Below are 18759 nucleotides of genomic sequence, written 5' to 3'. Positions count from 1 at the left end.
CATTTCTGCATACCTTATTTCATTGTGCATATCACTTTATAAACTAAAAAAGCTGTTTCAGATTGGTAAAATCCGAAACAGCTTGTCGCTATCTAGAAGAAAAGTCTTCCATTTGAATATGTTTATCGCTTAAGATTTTTTGATATTTTCTACTCACAGATGATTGACTGATTCCTAATGCTTTTGCTGCCTTTGTGGTCGTTTTGTATTGGTCCATCGCCATCACGATCAGCTGCTCTTCCACATAATCGACGGCTTCCTGAAGCGGAATTACCCGAGTTACAACAGGCTTCAATTTTTTATGCTCATAGTTTGTCGATAAAAATTCACTGACGAACTCGGCATTAATAGCAGGATGATCAGCAGTAACTACTAATCTTTCAATAATATTTTGCAGTTCTCTAACATTTCCTGGCCATGGATAAAATTCCAGAACATTAATCGCATCAGGAGTTAAGTGATAATTACGATCGTATTTTTCATTTAGCTGCTGGAGAAAGTGAAAGGCCAACAGCGAAATATCTTCCGTTCGTTCTCTTAACGCTGGGATGTGAATCGGAATAACGTTTAAACGATAAAATAAATCCTCGCGGAAGGTTCCAGCCTCCACCATTTTTTCTAATTTTTTATTGGTGGCCGCAATGATTTGTACATTTACCGGAATCGGTGTTGTGCTTCCAATCGGAATAACCTCCTGCTCCTGGAGTACTCGCAAGAGTTTTACCTGCAAATACAACGGCATCTCGCCAATTTCATCAAGGAACAAAATTCCACCATCCGCCTGTTTAAAGTATCCGTCTTTTCCGTTTTTATCGGCGCCTGTAAACGCACCCCTAGCATACCCAAACAATTCACTTTCCAACAAATTATCAGGAATGGCACCGCAATTCAATTTGAGAAATGGCTTATCGGAACGCCTGCCTAATTGGTGAATAGCCTGGGCAATGACTTCTTTTCCTACTCCTGATTCCCCGTAGAGCAAAACAGTCGATGAAAAGGCTGCAATTTTTTTCACCTGGTTCATGATTTTCTCCATTTTGGGACTGCAATAAATCAGCTTTTTTAAAAAACGATCCTTGCTTTTAAAATCATCCAATTCTTTTTTATATTGCTCCGATATTTTCCTCATTTCCTGTAATTCATTTTTTAGCTTTGTTGTTTCAGTGATATCGCGTGATGCGATGATAATTCGATCCAGTTCATTTTTTTCATTAAATACAGGATTTCCGACAGCGAGGATTTTCCTTCCCGATCGTGTTTCCTGGACAACGGAAACCTTTTTTCTTTTTTCAATTACAAGTCTTGTGACTGAGGGTGTAAAAAGTCCCTGCTCCTCAAGCTCCATTATATTTTTTCCAATCATCTCGCTTAATTCGACTTGCCAAAAATCCTGAATAATTTTTTCACTGAATCTAATTAGTTCTCCCTTGGCATTGACGACGAGGATCTCATCGTAAATACTGGATAAAATCGCATTTAAATCTTTATATAAGTCCTTAAAATGTTCAATTTCCAGTGCCATCTCTTCAACCATAGGCAAATCCTGGATAACGATAATGATTCCTTCAACTCCATCATTATAGTTTAAAATTGGACTGTAATCGACGAGGACACCGATTCCATTCAAAAACTCAAGATGATTAAGGAAGGTTTTTCCTGTCGAAAATACATTATTAATGTGCTCACCGCTAAAAATGATTTCGCCAGGAACATTCAATACCTTTTCAGCAGTGGATTTAATCATTTCCAAACCAGCTTCATTGTAATTAATAATTCTCTTTTCCTTATTCACAACAAAAATCCCCATTGGAATCGAGGTTAGAAGGATTTTAAGTAAATCTACACTCTTATTTTCCTGTTTCAAAAGTTCAGCGAGGACATCTTCCCTTAGTATGTATCCCATTGGTTTTCCATTCTCATCGATTTTTATAGCAAATGGCTCACCGATTATTTGGAACAAGCCGGGGAGAGAAATTTCCTCCGTTAGATAACAAATACTTTCTATGGATTTGGCGTGTTCAAGCAAAACATCTTTTGAAGCGCCTTCCTTTTCTAACTTATTAAGCAATTGATTATTCAATGTTGCATAAGCAAATAATTGTCCTTGTTTTTTTAAAAAAATAAAGGGTTCTTTGGATTTTTTTAATTGCGGGATTAAAAACTCTTCATCTACTGAAATTGTTTCAATCGGCTTTATTTTTTCATTTGCAACGGTAAACATCATTTCAACCCCCTTCCCTCTAATACTATCAACTTATTGGAAAATTTTAAATAAAAAATTCATTCAAAAAAAAAAGAAGATGATTAATCCATCTTCTTTTTTGACAGGATCGAAGCAAAATGCTCATTTAAGAGATTGAGCTTCTTCCTCTTTATTAATCACTACCGGTTACAAACATATCTTCTTTAATATAAGCAAGAACCATCCCAGGGATGACATTATCCCCTTCCTGCACTTCAATCGATTCAACTTCACCGCTTACACTTGTTTGAATCATCTCAGTAGGACCGTCATCCGTTTTGATTGAAAATAACGTTTCCCATTCATAAAGGCGATCTGTACGATTAATTGTGATTTTATCAACAATACCGTAGCACGGGCTAATAATCACGCCAAAACACATGAATTACACCCCTTTTTTTAATATTGCTCTTGAAAAGGCCGCTCCTGTAAGACGAGACCAAAGAATTCCTTGAACTCCGGAATATCCTCTGCTTCGATTCCCAATTGACCAGCCCAATGATCATCTGCATACGTATCTTCTTGGCAAAGGAGGACCATCTTTCCGGTTTGAATGGAAGTCACCATTGCTTTCCCAAAAAAATGTTCCGAGTAACCGATCGTCAAATCGTAACGATGGTTATGAGAAATAAGACAAAAGTAGTGTAAAAGCTGTTTTTCTCTCGTTTCAGAAATAACTTCCAATTTCATTTACTCATTCCTCCTTTTAATATTTCAACCAGCCTCTCAATCTTGAAGCCTCAGCTAATTTTTGAATTCCTTCTATATAGGCAGCTGTTTTCATATTTACGTTGTATTTTTCAGCGGTGTTATAAACATTTGCATAGCTCTGAGTCATTTTTTCTTTTAGGCGGGTATCCACTTCTTCTTCTGTCCAATAATATCCTTGGTTGTTCTGGCACCACTCGAAATAGGAAACAACAACACCGCCGGCATTCGCAAGAATATCAGGAACCACAAGGATTTCGCGTTCGTCCAAGATTCCAAGTGCCTCTTTTGTCGTTGGACCATTCGCTGCCTCAATGACAATCTGACAATTGATTTTTGATGCATTATGCTTATTGATCACGCCAGAAATCGCTGCTGGAATCAGAATATCACATTCTTTTTCTAATAATTCTTGGTTAGAGATACTATTAGAAAATTGATTAGAAACAATTCCAAATGAGTCCCTGCTCTCTAATAAATATGGAATATCTAAACCATTTTCATCATATAGGCCGCCTAATACATCCCCAATACCAATAACCTTTGCTCCTAATTCATGTAAATATAGTGCTAAATAACTGCCAACATTCCCAAAACCTTGAATAATGACCTTGGTATCTTTTAACTCCAGCTTCCTTTTTTCACATACGATCTGCAGCGTATATAAAACCCCTTTTGAAGTGGCCGTTTCCCTACCCATTGAACCTCCGAGCGCAATCGGCTTTCCTGTAATAAAACTTGGTGAATCAAATTCGCGAATATGGTCATACTCATCGAGCATCCATGCCATTATTTGCGAGTTTGTATACATATCAGGTGCCGGAATATCCTTTGTAGGACCCACAATTTGACTGACGGCTCGTACGTATCCTCTGCTTAACCGTTCCAATTCATCAAGGCTCATTTTTCTAGGATCACATATAATACCACCTTTTGCGCCACCGTAAGGAAGGTTGGTAATCCCGCATTTTAAGCTCATCCAGCCTGCCAACGCTTTCACTTCTTCCGGCGTGACATCCGGATGGAAGCGAATTCCTCCTTTTGTCGGCCCCGCAGCATCATTATGCTGAGCACGGTACCCTTGGAAAATCTCCGTCTGCCCATTATCCATCTTAACTGGTATGCTTACCTCTAAAAATCTCAATGGTTTCTTTAAAAATTCAAAAACCTGCGGTGGATAATTCAAAATATCCACAGCTTCCTTAAGCGTTTCCTGAAACTCAAGCAGGGAGTTATCTTTTTCCTCTGTAACTTCTTTCTTTTTTACATCTAATGAATCGATTGTCATAAAATAACACCTCATTTAATTAAAGTTATCTAAATATTTAGCAATTTTCGTGCCAACATGAAAAACGAAGCGATCATTAAGGCTGCATCTAGACTGGACCTGAGCTACTCGAATCGCTGTGTGCTCGATGAAGACCGTTTTCATATTTTTTATATTCAGAATCTATGAAAAAATGGAACAATTATTCATTTCTGCATACCTGGGTTTTGCATCTATAAATTTAGCCGATTGACGTATCAATTAGGATTTCAGCAGGTAGATGAATCACAAGACATAGAAAATAAAGAAGGAAAGGGAGTGTCCCAAAAGTATAACCTTTATGGGCACCCCCTTTCTTATTAATGGTCTATTAAACTTGTCTGTTGATTTCCGCTCAAGAAGCGAGCATCCGCGGGCGGTACGGGGAGCCTCCTCGGCGCTATTGCGCCTGCGGGGTCTCCCCTGCCCCGTACTCCCGCAGGAATCGAGTGCCTTTCGCTCCAATCAACATTGCGGAAAAATTTTCATGAACTTTGTACATATAGTGGTGCCTGTCACCTTTTGGGACAGACTCTTCATAATCTTATAATGTAGACGATCTATCTGCTTCATCAAAGTCAAAATCCATAAGCTTAATCTTAAAGAATTTTGTTTGGAAGAGCATATAGATAAATCCTATCCCAGCCCAAACTAGACCGCCTATAAGAGCATCAGCATGTAAATTGGCCCACAAAATTCCCGTTAATCCCGCTCCGATAATAGGCATAATCAAGAAAGAGAAAATATCTTTCATTGTTTTATATCTTTTTTTCCGTACAGCAAAATGGGCAATAACAGATAAATTAACGAAAGTAAAAGCGATTAATGCTCCAAAGTTAATAAATGAAGAAATTAACTCTAGACTTGGAGTTATGGCAAGCAGGGAGACAACTCCCACCAGAATAACATTAAAGGCAGGTGTCTGGAATTTAGGATGGACATAACCAAAGAACTTTTTTGGAAGAACGCCATTTCGTCCCATAACATATAAAAGCCGGGAGACACTGGCATGAGAGGCAAGTCCCGAAGCAACGGTTGCAGCAAATGCCCCTGAAATAAACAGCATTTTAAAGAGGGTGCCGCCCACGTATAATCCTATTTCAGGTAACGTGTCGTCAGTCACTTTGAAATGCGATACATTTGGAAATAAGGCCTGTGCGAAGTAGCCAGCGACAAAAAAGATCGCTCCACCAATAAAAACAGTCAACATAATTGCTTTTGTCATTACTTTTTGATCTTTGGCTTCCTCAGCATACATTGTTACGGCGTCAAAGCCAATAAAGGAGAAACATACCACTGTGGCTCCAGTTAAAATTGAACCAAAATGGATATTGGAGTGAAACAGCGGTTCCGTAGTTAAAATGGTACCTTGTCCCATCCCCTGGGAAAACTTCACAAAGGCCAGCACAATAAAGGCCGCAATCAAGACAATTTCAAAAATAACAAGCAGTGAATTCAAACTTGATGTTTTCCCAATACTCCATACATTTATAGCCGTGACAACTGCTACATAAGTGACAACCCAAACCCATGCCGGGACAGAAGGAAATACGGACATCATATAAATTCGAATAATTAAGGCATTTACCATTGGAAGTAGGATATAATCAAGTAACGCTGCCCACCCGACGATAAATCCAAGATATGGGTTCATTGTCTCTCTTGTATACGTATAGGCTGATCCAGCACTTGGAAACACTTTTACCATCTTCGCGTAACTAATAGCTGTAAACAGCATAACTACTAAGGCTGTGAGGTACGCAAGCGGAACAACACCATTCGTTTGATTCGAAACAATCCCAAAGGTGTCAAACACAATAGTTGGTGTCATATAACCTAATCCCAGGCCGACGATAGCCCACATTCCAAGTGATCTCTTAAGAGTAACATTCTCCATTTATCAACTCTCCTTTTTAGCTCAATTTTTAAAAAAATGTAAGCATTTACATTTAACTGTAAATGGTTAAAGCATTCAGCTTTTTATCAGACCCTCCTTCCTAATCACAAAAAATATTATACTATTTTAAATAGTTGCAATTTTCATGCCATTTATCGTTATATACTAATCAAGGTAATTTTTTGCTTTTAAAAAAATTTAATAAAGAAATAGCGATTAAGATTATGAAATTCTGCATAATTTACTCTAAAATGCATAAATGAAAATCGATGATTGGCGATTTCGATAGGTGTTTATAAGGCGCAGTTGAATTTTTACTTTCCATTTAGCAAAAAAAAGGCATCTCACTGTTTGGAGAAATTTAGGTTCCTTAAACCCATTTCCCCCAAAAAGAAGATACCTAGTTCACTACTTTTATTTATTTGGCAAATCGGTGATTCCCAATCGTAACTGTTACTGGACGTGATAAAATCCAAGAGCTTTTAGCCGTTTTTGGATTGTAGAAATATAAAGAACCATTTCCTTGTCCTTCTAAAGCTAATGCCTCATTCACAGCTCTCATTGAATCAGCATCGGCCGCTTGATTAATGGCACCATTTTGGACCGGTGTGAACGCATAATGTCCGGAATCTATTTGATAAATGACTCCCCTTACGGTTGATGGAAAGTCAGGGCTTTTTACTCTGTTCAAAATGACTGATGCAACTGCTACCTTCCCTGAATAAGGTTCCCCTTGTGCCTCGGCATGAACAAGACGTGCCATTAGTTCTTTATCTGATTCTGAAATACTAGAATTAGGGATTACTAAATTTTGACCTGCGTGAAGAGTCGAGCTGTGATTTGCATTTATTAAAGTATTAACAGGAACTCCGAACTTCGTTGCAATTTTCCAATAAGTTTCACCATTTTGTACTTTGTAAGAATTCGTTGCTGCTTCAGACTGACTATTTAAAGTAAATGAAGAGATTGACAAAATGAACCCTGCTGCAATAACTAGTTTTTTTAATTTTTTCATCATATCCTCCTAAGATTACCTTACTCGTTTTTCTATTAATAAGGCTATCAGTTGTAACATAGTAATTCATCATCCAAAAAATAGTAACATAGCTTCTACATACTTCACACCCATTCTAAGGGAGTTTGCTTATTTTATGGGAATTTAATCCAATGCGATTTTTATGCCACAATATGGTGCTAACGGATATTAACGGGGCTATTTTTACAATATTTCATGGAGGTAACATTATCTTTCAAATAAAATTCGCTAATTTGACACCATTCCCCCTATATACTTACAGGATTTCTAATTTACTATTGGATATAATAGAAGATGTTAGGAGGGAAATGACAATGGAAAATCAACTTGTCAGTGTGTTGAACAAACAAATTGCCAACTGGTCGGTTTTGTATATGAAGTTACATAACTTTCACTGGTATGTGAAAGGTGAACAATTTTTTACTTTACACGTGAAATTTGAGGAATTTTATAATGAGGCAGGGCTACATGTAGATGAATTAGCTGAACGTCTCCTTGCAATCGGCGGGAAACCTGTTGCCACCATGAAAGAGTGCCTTGAAATTTCCTCCATTCAAGAAGCGTCAGGACAAGAAGCTGCTCACGACATGGTTCAGGCTATCATTAACGATTTTTCTCAGACCATTGGAGAATTAAAAGAAGGAATGGCTTTAGCTGATGAAATGAAGGATGAAACAACCGGCGACATCCTCCTCGCTATTCATTCAGGTTTAGAGAAACATGTTTGGATGCTGACCGCATTCCTTGGAAAAACCATTTAAATTTTATGTAGTGAGTCCAATCCCAAGAGGTTGGGCTTTTTACATTATAATTATTATTAAAAAATATTGACTTTTATATAATAAAAATATTATTATAATAAAAAAGAAAATTTACTGGAGGTTTTATTCATGTCTAAACCAGAAGTTATTATCTATAGCAGTACCGGTTGCCCCCACTGCCAAAAAGTAAAATCTGCCCTTAAGGAATGGGGAATTGATTATGAGGAACGGAATGCCTCTATACATAAGGAATATTTTGATCAATTGAAAGAAAAGAAAATTTTCGGAACACCAGCAACCTTTATTAATGGCAAACTAGTTTTAGGTTTCCAGGAGAAGAAATTGAAGAAGCTGCTTGGAATTTCGGAAGAGGAAACGACTACCCCAGCAACCAATTCACAAGTTAAAGAAACAGCAGAAAGTTCAGACTCTATTTTCCAGCCTGTTACTGAAAAAATCCTTGAAGAGGTATATGATTTTGTTACGATTGGTGGAGGTCCAGCTGGTGCTTCAGCAGCTGTTTATGCTGCCCGTGGAAAACTAAAAACACTTGTAATTGATAAAGCACCTAAAGCTGGTACACTTGCCATTACTCATAAAATAGCTAACTACCCAGGAGTCCGTGAAGAATTGACCGGGCTTGAGCTTTTAACAAGGATGCAAGAGCAAGCAAAAGATTTTGGTGCAGAATTCGTTCGCGGGACGGTACTATCCGTTAATTTTTCAGATGAAATCAAAAAAATTGAGGTTGCAGAAGGAACCATCAAGGCAAAAAGTGTCTTTATCGCTGTTGGTGCAAAAGCACCATCAAGTAAAATTAAAGGGGAAGAAGAATTTACGGGTCGTGGTGTAAGCTATTGCTCAACATGTGATGCTGCTTTTTATCAGGACCGAATCGTCGCTGTTGTCGGTGATACCGAAGAAGCCATTCACGAGGCTGAAACACTTTCAAAATATTGCAAAACAGTCAAGCTTCTCATTCCAACCGAATTAAAGGGTGATGTTGACCTTTCGCAATTAGAGAACAACGCAAATGTTGAAATCTTTAAACGCTATCGTTTAAGAGAAATTATCGGTGAGGATAGTGTTGAAAAAATTGTCATCCTAACTGATAAAAAAGAAGAACAAATCTGGGAAGTGGATGGCGTATTCTTGTATCTTGGCGGATTGAAACCAGGAACGGATTTCCTTAATGGCTCTGTTATGCGAGATGAGGAAGGCTATGTTGTGGTTGATGACCTTCTCAAAACTAGTGCAGAAGGAGTTTTTGCCGGCGGTGATGCCAGAAGAACACCAATTAAACAAGCCGTTATTTCTGCTGCCGATGGTGCAATTGCGGCACTAAGTGCAGAACAGCATGTTAATAAACGTTCTAAACTTCGCCCGCAATATAGCTAAATTAATCCTTGAAAAGATGGGTATATTCGATACTTAAAAAAAGCTTCCACGTACTGATTTCAGGACATGGAAGCTTTTTTTTTATTATTATTGTAAGGATTTTTTCCTTCTTCCAACGAACAGTAAGACCAATCCAGATAGCAATACCCCTGCACCTACAAAAATCATATTATAGATGTTTGTTGCTGTATTCGCTAACTGATGATTTGAATCAGTATTCGTAAGATCATTACCGTTCCCGCTGACAGTTTGCGTAGCAACTAGATCGTTAATATCCTTAATTGCTTTGTCTAATTTGCTGTAGTTATTGACTAGTTTTTTCTGATCTGCTGACAATTCATCATACGCTTTTTTCGCTTGCATGATTTTGTCTTGATCCGTATCCTTTACTTGATCAGATAGACCAGCGATAAGATCGATGACAGCTTGGGCAGCTGTAAGATCTAACATATCATTGGCTGCCTTTTCTAACTTGCTATAGTTATTAACTAATTTTTTCTGATCTACTGATAATGCTTCGTATGCATATTGCGCTTTCTTTACTTGGTCTTGATCTGTTAGCTTCACTTGATCAGGTATGCGAGCAATTAGATCGATGACTTCTTGAGTGGTTGTAAGATCTGAAATATCATTGAAAGCTTTCTCTAACTTGCTGTAATTAGTAACTAATTTTTTCTGAGTATCTGTCAATTCAACGTACGCTTTTTTCACTTGCATGACTTGGTCTTTATCCGAGAGACTCACTTGATCAGGTAGAGAAGCAATTAGATAGGTCACAGCTTGCGCTACTGCAGTATCGTCAGAAAGTAAAGTAGTAGAAACCTTCACGCTACCGTATAAATCGTTAATAAACACATCAGCTACTAAATTATTGGCTGAAACAAATACAGAATGTGGTCCAGAAGGAATATCGCTAAGGACCAATTCACCTTTCTCATTTGTTTTAGCAGTTTGCGGTTTACCATTGTCGATTGAATACGTTACATCTTGATTCACTAATAAGCCTTGGTTATCACTAACAGTGACAGTTGCACTATATGGCTTGTACTGATAGGTTGTAATCGCCTTCGTTCTGCCCTGACTACTTGGATAGAAGAAAGAACCATTTCCTTCTATTGTTAGCTTCGTAAGATACTGTTCGAAAATAACATCTAAGGCATTACCTTCACCAATATTTTTTAAATTTTTTAACATTGTATATCCATCGCCACCAGCAACTTCAAAATCATTTGAAGCTAACACAATGGACGTTGTTGTATCTTTGCGGTCCAACACTTTCCCATCTGTCCCGTCCGCATTGACTAAAACAATTTTCGTTACACGATTTCCAGTCACTAATTCCCCTTTGGAAGGATCGGTATTGGAAGGCGTTAGCGATGGGTCATATTCAAATCTCATTCCGGAGATTTGCGGGAAGCGACCATCGACACCGGAAATAATGCCAGTAGCCGGATCTACTTTTGCTACCTTGGATACTCCATTTTCTAAAACTGCATAAAGGATATTAGGCGTGACCACTTTCAACGATAAAATGTTTCCAAAAGGTAATACACCAATAACATTTTCATGAGTAATGTATCCGGTTAGAATCGATGTCCGTACACCGCCGCCATTTTCTAGGGCAACAATTGGAAGACCTTCAAAGGCCGTACCTTTCACTTGTGACGAAGCGCCCCAATTCATAGAGTCAGCTACTAAATCTCCTAAATTTGTTTCTCCAAATCGTGCAACAGACATATTATTTACTGTTCCACCCCATAGTGCTGTTGCTGTCCGGCCAATGACCTTCTTATTATTAGCCGCCTGTGTATCATTAATTTGTTTTACTAATGCAGTTACGGAAGCGTCTGGAGTAAAGTTAGCTTGCGCAACCTTAGCAGGAATTAATGATTCCTTTGAGTCTGTCACTTTACCATCTGTTACTGTGATTTCTATTTTACCAAGATTCGCATTATAGGCAGATGTTTGTGCAATTAAAGTGTTATTAACATGTTTATTTTCGATCGTATGGCTATGGCCATCAATGATTACATCGATCCCAGTAACATTTTCAGCAATTTTATCACTAATAGGATCACTAGAGGAATCGTTTCCGATGTGCATAATTCCGACAATTACTTGCGCACCATCTTTTTTCAATTTGTCTACTTCATCCTGTGATGTTTTAATTGGATCTGTAAAACTAACACCAACAATATTGTTTGGATTTGTTTTATAATATGTTTCTTGTGTCGTTATTCCAAAAAATCCAACCTTAATCCCTTGTACATCTTTAATAAAGTCTTTTCCATTCGTACTATTAATTCCTTCTAATAAAGGTTTCCCCTGATAATATGTATTAGCAGATACAATTGGGAAGTTTGCTAACTTGACATTTTTCAATACTGCATCAAAACCAAAATCAAACTCATGGTTCCCCAATGTCATTCCGTCGTATCCTGCTGCATTCATTAATTTAATAACATCTGCACCTTGACTTATGTTTGCAAATGGTAATCCTTGTGTAGCATCCCCAGCGTCAATTAGTAATGAACCCGGTACACTCTTCTTTATGCTCGAAATATAATCTATACCCACTACACTACTAGCTTGATTGACCAATCGTCCATGGACATCATTCGTATGGAAAATCGTAATCGTCTTTGTTGTATTGTCCGCCGCTTTAGCAACAACTACATTAGAAAACGAAGGTACAACCAGAGCTAGTACTAGCATTAAAGAATATACGAGCGAATAAAAACGTTTCATCCTTCTTCCCCCATTTTTTGTATTATTTCCAGTTCTTTAAAAGAACATCAACCCTTGTATTAGTACAAAAAAGAATAAATACCTTTGTACGAAACCGAGTAATTCCTGAAAATAGCGCAGATTCAATGTTTTCAACCTATATTCTAGAAACGAAGGATTTTCACGTAATCCAAGCTACTATATGTATAAAGGTTACAAAAAGGCGTTTTGCTTGAAAGATCAATTTCACTTATATACCAGCTATCAACCAATAAAGACATACACATCTTCTGTTGATTTATTTGATTCGATTAAATCCATTGCTAAATCCTTTTTACTTTTTAATAACAAGGTCATTTTTTGGCATATCAGTTTTCGATCATTAGACCTAAAATCCCAAGCATCCAAAGAAATCACTTACAATTCAAACCGTAACAGCATGGAGTACCAAACACTTCTCACATCAGAATGGGAAAAAGATCGTTAAGTCCTTCCATATGAGTGGTTGTAATGCTTTTTTAGTTACTCGATCAGGTACTTAACCTTGAGCCAATTTGACAAATTTCTTTTGCATATGACAAGTTACTAAAATGATTATAATAATAATAAACTAACCAATCAATAAAAATTTCCACAATATATATAAACTGGATTATAAATGAATTAAAGGTAAAAATGTTTTAAAATGTAATAAATATTATTATTTCTAATAATTGAATGATAATAAATACTAACCAACTAATATATTCCTTTGAACAAGGTACCCCAATTGTACGAAAACTCTTTTTTGAAACGGATTTTTTTGTAAGAGTATAGGCGATCCCAAAAGTAACATACTCGATTAATTCTTTATTAATTCACCAACTTTTAATGAAATATTCTAATATTTAAAGTCTATAGCAGAGTATTAGTTAACAATGTATAAGCTAATATCTTATGCCAAATGTTAAAAATTGTTGATACAAAAAGAGGCACCATGTGGGAGCCTCTGAAAGATTTAAGCTTCATTTTTTTCTTTTCGCGAAAGTAACACTAAACAAATGGTAATGATCGTAAATGCGATAAAGGCCATTAGCGGAATCGTAATAAAACCTAGCCAATTTAGGTAATCCTTCGAGCAAGGTACTCCAGTTGTACACATTTCAAAGTGCTGTAAATAGGGGACTTTTTGCAGCAATACATGATAACCGGATAATACCATTCCGATAATGGATAATGGGAGAACATATTTATAGATTCCTTTGTCATTTCGGTAGACGGCAACTCCCAATATAATCGCTAATGGGTACATAAAAATCCTTTGATACCAGCAGAGGGTGCAAGGAATAAAATGGCGCACCTCACTGAAATATAGGCTCCCAAGTGTTGCGATGATCGCCGTGATCCAAGCGAGAAGTAACTTTTTATTCATTTCATTTCCCCTTTTGCTGTGCAGCTTTATCTACCATGTCAATTAAATCCTGCAACTGTGATCCAGTAAATAGTTTCCCGTCGACAAATATGGTTGGCGTTCCAGATACACCGAGCTTCTCCGCATAATCCATATCCTTTTGCCAGGCAGCATCCGATTTTTTAGCGTGGAAATTTTCCACAACCTTATTAACATCTGAATCACTTGCAATTTCCTTCAACGTATTGACTAAAAATTGCTCATCATAAACATCCATTTTTTCATACTTTGGATCTTTAGGCTGTTTACTGTATAGCAAATCATGAAATTTCCAAAATGTTTCGTTTCCAAGCTCCTGATAAACTGATTCGGCAAATTTTGCCGAGCGTATGGAGTCAGTACTAATAAAGGAATCATTAAAGAAATAAAATTTCGCTTTTCCTGTATCAACTAGTTCCTGTTTAATGACAGGGACTACCTCTTCAGAAAAGTTTTTGCAATTCGGGCACTTATAGTCACCAAATTCTATAATCGATACAGGCGCTGAATCCTTTCCTAAAAACGGTTCATTGCTGTAATCAATCGTTTCATTCGTTTTAGCTTTTTCAACCGGTTTTGATTGATTTCCTAAAAAAATAAATCCGAGCAGGAAAACAGCGATAATCCCAATTGTCCAGAAAACGACCTTTGATGAAGAATTATTCCCTCTTTTAACAGTTTTCTTCTTATTTGCCATATTCGAACTCCCTTTTATTTAACGTATATCAGCCAAAATGACTGTCCTAGCTACTATCAATATTACAAAACTTATTGATTTAAGCAAATAGTAAGATTCAAATTGAATTATGATAAAATAATAATTAATTTTTACTGAGGAGGAAAGATCATGACGACAGCCAAAAAATTTACCGGATATATTGGAACGTATACGAAAGGAGAAAGTAAAGGTATCTATTCTTTTGTACTTGAAACAGCTACTGCCAAAATAACAGATATAAAGATAGCTGCTGAACTGGAAAACCCTACATACATAAATATCAGCAAAGACAACCGTTACCTTTACTCTGTAATGAAAGAGGGAGCAGAAGGAGGAGTTGCCTCTTTTACTATTGAAAATAGAGGAGAATTGAATCTTATCAATTCTCAGCTTTCACCAGGTCCGTCACCTTGCCATGTAAGTATTGGCCATGAAAATAAATTCCTGTTCAGCGCCAATTATCATCGAGGGACAGTGGAATCTTATGTACTAGATACTAACACCAGTTCTATATTACCCCCTACTTCTATTATTAAGCATGAAGGGTCCGGTCCTGATCCAAGACAAGAAAAGGCACACACTCATTTTGCAGGGGTTACCCCTGATGAAAAATATGTTGTAGCAGTTGAATTGGGGATTGATTCTATCATCACCTATAAACTGAACCAGGATAGTACTTTAAGCGAAGTGAATCGTTTAACCACCCCTCCAGGCAGCGGCCCGAGGCATATTGCTTTCCATCCAAATGGTCGGTTCGCTTATGTGATGACAGAGTTTAGTTCTGAAGTGATCTTTCTGACGTATGATGAGGTAGATGGTCATTTTACAGCTAAGCAGTATATTTCTACTCTGCCAGAAGATTTTAAGGAAAATAATCAGGGAAGCGCCATCCATCTGTCCGCTGATGGTCGGTTTGTTTATGCAGGGAACCGGGGACATAATAGTATTGCGGTTTTTAAAGTGGATAATGAGAGCGGTAAGCTAAGCTTTGTAGAGCTTGTTTCCTCAGAAGGAGATTGGCCGAGGGATTTTTCAATCGACCCATCGGGGAAATTTGTGGTTGCCTCCAATCAGGAATCACATAATCTTGTTTTATATGCCAGGGATGAAGAAACCGGAAAGCTTACATTGCTGCAGTCAGATATTACTGTCCCTTATCCTGTGTGTGTGAAATTTTTACATTATTAAACGAGTTTCTTCCGTTTTAATGTTTTAACTGTATTCACGAAAAATTCATAGGATTAGCAAATAATCTTGAATTTTTTGCAATAAAGTGATCATAGAGGTAATGGTGTCAAAAAAAGCCGGAACAAGCTTATTCCGGCTTTTTTTTGGTTGTGATGCAGCACCTGCTTGATTTCCTAGATTTGGTCTTCAGCAACATTATGATTTTACAACAAATTTAACATAGTCGAAAAAGGGTAATAATAATTCAAAGGAAAATTATTCAGATTAAGGATGTGTCCTCAATGCATTTTTTCTATGGTAATGAAACATTATCCAATTTTGATTGGATCATGAGAGCAGTCGTCACCTTTTTCATTATGGTAATGACAGCAAAATTCATGGGACAGCGGTCGTTATCCCAATTACGATTGCTTGATTTTGTGGTGGCCTTAATGCTAGGAAACATCATTGCCCATCCATTGTCTGACCCAACTATCGGCATGGATGGTTCTATTATAACTACCCTTGTAATTGCCGTTTTATATATTTCAGGTATTTTACTAAGTTTAAAATGGGAGTGGCTGCGAAAATTTACCGATCCAGCCCCTATGTTGCTCATAAAAGACGGAGAAATTAACTATAAAGCGCTAAGGAAGGCACGAATTACACTTGATTATTTATTGTCAGAGTTAAGGAAAGAAAAAATAGAGGATGTAAAAAAAGTAGCGTTGGCCCTATGGGAATCGGATGGAAAAATGTCTATTTTTTTGGATCCACAATTTGACCCCATCACTCCTTCCACTTATCAATTGAAAACTAAGCCATTTGATTTACCTATGATTTTGATCAAAGAAGGTAAGATTAATACCCAGAGGCTTCAACAAATCAACAAAGAGGAACAATGGTTACTAGACAGAGTAAAAACTCTTCATCAAACCCAGGTAAGCAATGTTTTATTAGCAACGATTGATTGCGAGGACAATTTAGAGGTGTTTTTTTATAGATAATGCATTTAGATAAATGGCAGTCTTTCATAAAACTTGTGGAACAATATGGTATCATATATAATGTTCTTTAAATAGAACGTTTGTATGGGTTAAATTGCTGTATCCTCTATGGATTTTAAGCCCTTAAAAGGAGTTTCGAATGGCTGAATCACCACCAAAGCAGTTGACGATGAATCGTCGTAGCTTTTTAAAGAAATCTGGAAAAATGTATTTAGGCTTAGTTGCAGCAGGAATGATGATAGGAACATACTCATTTAAGGTAGAACGATTTTGGTATCAAATAAAAGAAGTTCAGTTGAAAATAAACAACCTTCCTAAAGCGTTTGAAGGATGGAAAATTGTTCAATTCAGTGATGTTCATTTAGGTTTTCATTATGGAGTCGAAGATTTTCAACCCGTTATTAAGATGATAAACGGGTTGAAACCAGATGTTATTTTTTTTACGGGAGATCTCATCCAGATTGGAAACAATGAACCAGAAGCTGCTATTCCATTACTTCAATCATTGAAGGGGATTCGCGGAGGAAAATGGGCAGTGATTGGGAATCATGATTTTTACACGAAGGATAAAGTTATTCAAGTTTTCCAACGTTCACAATTCAAGGTGTTGGAAAATAGTCATGATTTTATCGAGTCAAACCAGCAACGCCTTTATATTGCCGGCATCGACGACATGATGTATGGGAATCCCAATATCAAAAAAGCTGTCAAAGGATTAACCGAGCAAGATTGTGTTCTGTTATTGGCACATGAACCTGATATAGCGGATGAAAGTATCTTGCATCCGATTAGTGCCCAGTTTTCAGGACATTCTCATGGTGGGCAGGTTCGGATTCCTTTTTATGGTCCGATTATTAGACAGGAGCTTGCCCAAAAATATTCCGACGGACTCTATCAGGTTGGCGAAAGGAAAATGTCTTTGTATGTGAATCGTGGAATAGGGACCACTGGGTTAGCGTTTCGGTTGTTTTGTCGGCCGGAGATTACGGTGTTTCGATTATAATTGTTAAAAGAGGGAGTAAACAAATGCTATAATATTTTTTCCTAGATAGTCAGTGTACTTTTTTAAAAAATATTAAGATAGAGGGAGGCCAAAAACCTCCGCCTCCCCTACACCACTGCTTTTCTAATTTTTACTATAATTTGGTTCGATCCTTTATTTTCGGACTTGAAGCTCTATCAGCAACTAAAATACCATCCGGGCATGCAGCTACCACTAAAATTTATAAATTACATCTTCATCAATAGCCCTAAACTTTTATTGTCTACTCTAAAAAACATATCCGCTCTTTAGACTTTTCCGAATTTGGTACCTATATCTGAATAAGTTAAACCATTGGACCTTAAACGAATTTAAATTATTCTCTTATTTACGTAATCATCTTTAGATTAAATCAGCGTTAGTTAAGCACACTTTTTTTATAATTACTAGTAAAAAACTTCTCCATAATCTCACTGATGCCGAGTGATATATCTTTATCAATATAGAAGTTATTTTGTTGAGTCCGTATTGACTTTAAAAAAGCAGCTATCTCATATCGAATCCCTTCTCCCTCTAACTTGTAGAAATATCTTTTGTTGTTGGTGAAATCCTCGTATCTTACTTCAAAATATTCTGTTTTCCACCAAGGAGATGGCACATATATATATGCCTTTGTTCCAGATATAATCAACTCGCCTTCAGATTTTACCCCGACTCCTACTTTTAAAGATGCTACAGCTTTTTGATATATTAAATCAATCTTAGTAAACAAATCCACTCCATGTTTTTCTTTATAATAAGACACAAAGTTACATTCTTTATAATCAGTCCCCAAAATTGCAAATATCGGTAAAAGTGCAATCGGCCCCCATGAAGTTAGGCTCCCGCCGCCACTTTCCTTATTGTATAACCAATTACTCTTAGATTGTAAACTTGTACATGTCGCCTCAACTGATTTTACTTCTCCTATTTCCCCACTTTTAATTAAAAGAGCTAACCTTGAAAACGCAAGAGCATATGCTGTTTTTATGGCTTCAAATAATATGCAATGCTTACTATCTGCTAGTTCAAATAACTCTTTTACCTGGCTATTGTTCAACGTTATGGGAGATTCGCATAGAACATTTTTTCCTTGAGATAATGCCTGTTTTACCAACTCGTATCTATTTACCGGTTTTGATATCACATAGACTGCGTCAACAGTGTCAATAAGTCTATTGAAATTATTTGTAATCAGTTCGAAGCCATTTTCCTGTAATTTTTCAGGGAGAGTTTCCTCTTCTTCAAGATAAATTCCCGTGACAACTATACCGCTTACGTATCTGCTCTCATCTATAAATTTGTCTACCATTGGAGAGTATCCAACAATCCCCATCCTAAC

General features: G+C 37.0%; 15 protein-coding genes and 1 pseudogene. 6 read left to right on the top strand and 10 right to left on the bottom strand.

What is annotated here, in order from left to right; genetic code table 11:
- Positions 1-88: 88 nt before the first annotated feature.
- The 6 genes from BN1082_RS07920 to BN1082_RS07895 form a co-directional block, all read right to left on the bottom strand.
- Positions 89-2221: a sigma 54-interacting transcriptional regulator gene (locus BN1082_RS07920; protein ID WP_090632983.1), complete on the bottom strand. Its 2133-nt coding sequence runs from the start codon at positions 2219-2221 to the stop codon at positions 89-91.
- A 154-nt stretch (positions 2222-2375) separates the two neighbouring features.
- Positions 2376-2624: a biotin/lipoyl attachment domain-containing protein gene (locus BN1082_RS07915; RefSeq protein WP_090632981.1), complete on the bottom strand. Its 249-nt coding sequence runs from the start codon at positions 2622-2624 to the stop codon at positions 2376-2378.
- Positions 2625-2641: 17 nt separating this feature from the next.
- On the bottom strand, positions 2642-2932 hold the full coding sequence (locus tag BN1082_RS07910; RefSeq protein ID WP_090632980.1) for an SAV0927 family protein: 291 nt from the start codon (positions 2930-2932) through the stop codon (positions 2642-2644).
- A 16-nt stretch (positions 2933-2948) separates the two neighbouring features.
- Positions 2949-4238, bottom strand: coding sequence for a Glu/Leu/Phe/Val family dehydrogenase (locus BN1082_RS07905; RefSeq protein WP_090632978.1), 1290 nt, complete (start codon positions 4236-4238; stop codon positions 2949-2951).
- A gap of 562 nt (positions 4239-4800) precedes the next feature.
- Positions 4801-6153, bottom strand: coding sequence for an APC family permease (locus BN1082_RS07900; RefSeq protein WP_090632976.1), 1353 nt, complete (start codon positions 6151-6153; stop codon positions 4801-4803).
- A 418-nt stretch (positions 6154-6571) separates the two neighbouring features.
- On the bottom strand, positions 6572-7168 hold the full coding sequence (locus BN1082_RS07895) for a cell wall hydrolase (protein ID WP_090632974.1): 597 nt from the start codon (positions 7166-7168) through the stop codon (positions 6572-6574).
- Between the two features lie 335 nt (positions 7169-7503).
- Between BN1082_RS07895 and BN1082_RS07890 the strand changes: the two genes are divergently transcribed.
- Together BN1082_RS07890 and BN1082_RS07885 are read left to right on the top strand one after the other, a co-directional pair.
- The gene (locus BN1082_RS07890) at positions 7504-7950 is read left to right on the top strand and encodes a Dps family protein (RefSeq protein ID WP_090632972.1); all 447 of its coding nucleotides are present in this window, start codon (positions 7504-7506) and stop codon (positions 7948-7950) included.
- A 129-nt stretch (positions 7951-8079) separates the two neighbouring features.
- On the top strand, positions 8080-9348 hold the full coding sequence (locus BN1082_RS07885; RefSeq protein ID WP_090632970.1) for an FAD-dependent oxidoreductase: 1269 nt from the start codon (positions 8080-8082) through the stop codon (positions 9346-9348).
- 87 nt (positions 9349-9435) lie between these two features.
- On the opposite strand, the gene BN1082_RS07880 is transcribed toward BN1082_RS07885, so the two are convergent.
- The gene (locus tag BN1082_RS07880; RefSeq protein ID WP_090632969.1) at positions 9436-12096 is read right to left on the bottom strand and encodes a bifunctional metallophosphatase/5'-nucleotidase; all 2661 of its coding nucleotides are present in this window, start codon (positions 12094-12096) and stop codon (positions 9436-9438) included.
- Positions 12097-12277: 181 nt separating this feature from the next.
- Here BN1082_RS07880 and BN1082_RS07875 point away from each other — a divergent pair, with 181 nt between their 5' ends.
- Positions 12278-12562, top strand: coding sequence for a hypothetical protein (locus BN1082_RS07875; protein ID WP_176699690.1), 285 nt, complete (start codon positions 12278-12280; stop codon positions 12560-12562).
- Between the two features lie 510 nt (positions 12563-13072).
- On the opposite strand, the gene BN1082_RS07870 is transcribed toward BN1082_RS07875, so the two are convergent.
- The gene (locus BN1082_RS07870) at positions 13073-13486 is read right to left on the bottom strand and encodes a disulfide oxidoreductase (protein WP_090632965.1); all 414 of its coding nucleotides are present in this window, start codon (positions 13484-13486) and stop codon (positions 13073-13075) included.
- A gap of 1 nt (position 13487) precedes the next feature.
- Positions 13488-14201 carry a DsbA family protein gene (locus BN1082_RS07865; RefSeq protein ID WP_090632963.1) on the bottom strand — a complete coding sequence of 238 codons (714 nt, stop codon included), beginning with the start codon at positions 14199-14201 and terminating at the stop codon, positions 13488-13490.
- A 150-nt stretch (positions 14202-14351) separates the two neighbouring features.
- On the opposite strand from BN1082_RS07865, the gene BN1082_RS07860 reads away from it, so the two are divergent.
- The 3 genes from BN1082_RS07860 to BN1082_RS07850 all read left to right on the top strand — a co-directional run bounded on the left by BN1082_RS07860 (position 14352) and on the right by BN1082_RS07850 (position 17399).
- Positions 14352-15410, top strand: coding sequence for a lactonase family protein (locus tag BN1082_RS07860; protein WP_090632961.1), 1059 nt, complete (start codon positions 14352-14354; stop codon positions 15408-15410).
- A gap of 281 nt (positions 15411-15691) precedes the next feature.
- Positions 15692-16396, top strand: a complete 705-nt coding sequence (locus BN1082_RS07855; protein WP_090632960.1) for a DUF421 domain-containing protein — start codon at positions 15692-15694, stop codon at positions 16394-16396.
- A gap of 139 nt (positions 16397-16535) precedes the next feature.
- Positions 16536-17399: a metallophosphoesterase gene (locus BN1082_RS07850; protein ID WP_090632958.1), complete on the top strand. Its 864-nt coding sequence runs from the start codon at positions 16536-16538 to the stop codon at positions 17397-17399.
- A 397-nt stretch (positions 17400-17796) separates the two neighbouring features.
- On the opposite strand, the pseudogene BN1082_RS07845 reads toward BN1082_RS07850, so the two are convergent.
- Positions 17797-18744: pseudogene (locus tag BN1082_RS07845) on the bottom strand (Gfo/Idh/MocA family protein); the annotation flags it as partial.
- Positions 18745-18759: the final 15 nt, after the last annotated feature.

Origin of the sequence: Neobacillus massiliamazoniensis, from assembly GCF_001048695.1 — a bacterium.
Classification (GTDB): domain Bacteria; phylum Bacillota; class Bacilli; order Bacillales; family Cytobacillaceae; genus Neobacillus; species Neobacillus massiliamazoniensis.
Note: the sequence above shows the minus strand (reverse complement) of the source record. Positions and strands in the feature narration are given on the sequence as shown.

Excerpts from the sequence above, each read along its gene's own strand:
- BN1082_RS07920 (WP_090632983.1), bottom strand. The coding sequence starts at position 2,221 with ATGTTTACCGTTGCAAATGAAAAAATAAAGCCGATTGAAACAATTTCA.
- BN1082_RS07915 (WP_090632981.1), bottom strand. The coding sequence starts at position 2,624 with ATGTGTTTTGGCGTGATTATTAGCCCGTGCTACGGTATTGTTGATAAA.
- BN1082_RS07875 (WP_176699690.1), top strand. The coding sequence starts at position 12,278 with ATGTATAAAGGTTACAAAAAGGCGTTTTGCTTGAAAGATCAATTTCAC.
- BN1082_RS07885 (WP_090632970.1), top strand. The coding sequence starts at position 8,080 with ATGTCTAAACCAGAAGTTATTATCTATAGCAGTACCGGTTGCCCCCAC.
- BN1082_RS07855 (WP_090632960.1), top strand. The coding sequence starts at position 15,692 with ATGCATTTTTTCTATGGTAATGAAACATTATCCAATTTTGATTGGATC.
- BN1082_RS07890 (WP_090632972.1), top strand. The coding sequence starts at position 7,504 with ATGGAAAATCAACTTGTCAGTGTGTTGAACAAACAAATTGCCAACTGG.
- BN1082_RS07895 (WP_090632974.1), bottom strand. The coding sequence starts at position 7,168 with ATGAAAAAATTAAAAAAACTAGTTATTGCAGCAGGGTTCATTTTGTCA.
- BN1082_RS07865 (WP_090632963.1), bottom strand. The coding sequence starts at position 14,201 with ATGGCAAATAAGAAGAAAACTGTTAAAAGAGGGAATAATTCTTCATCA.
- BN1082_RS07880 (WP_090632969.1), bottom strand. The coding sequence starts at position 12,096 with ATGAAACGTTTTTATTCGCTCGTATATTCTTTAATGCTAGTACTAGCT.
- BN1082_RS07900 (WP_090632976.1), bottom strand. The coding sequence starts at position 6,153 with ATGGAGAATGTTACTCTTAAGAGATCACTTGGAATGTGGGCTATCGTC.
- BN1082_RS07870 (WP_090632965.1), bottom strand. The coding sequence starts at position 13,486 with ATGAATAAAAAGTTACTTCTCGCTTGGATCACGGCGATCATCGCAACA.
- BN1082_RS07860 (WP_090632961.1), top strand. The coding sequence starts at position 14,352 with ATGACGACAGCCAAAAAATTTACCGGATATATTGGAACGTATACGAAA.
- BN1082_RS07905 (WP_090632978.1), bottom strand. The coding sequence starts at position 4,238 with ATGACAATCGATTCATTAGATGTAAAAAAGAAAGAAGTTACAGAGGAA.
- BN1082_RS07850 (WP_090632958.1), top strand. The coding sequence starts at position 16,536 with ATGGCTGAATCACCACCAAAGCAGTTGACGATGAATCGTCGTAGCTTT.
- BN1082_RS07910 (WP_090632980.1), bottom strand. The coding sequence starts at position 2,932 with ATGAAATTGGAAGTTATTTCTGAAACGAGAGAAAAACAGCTTTTACAC.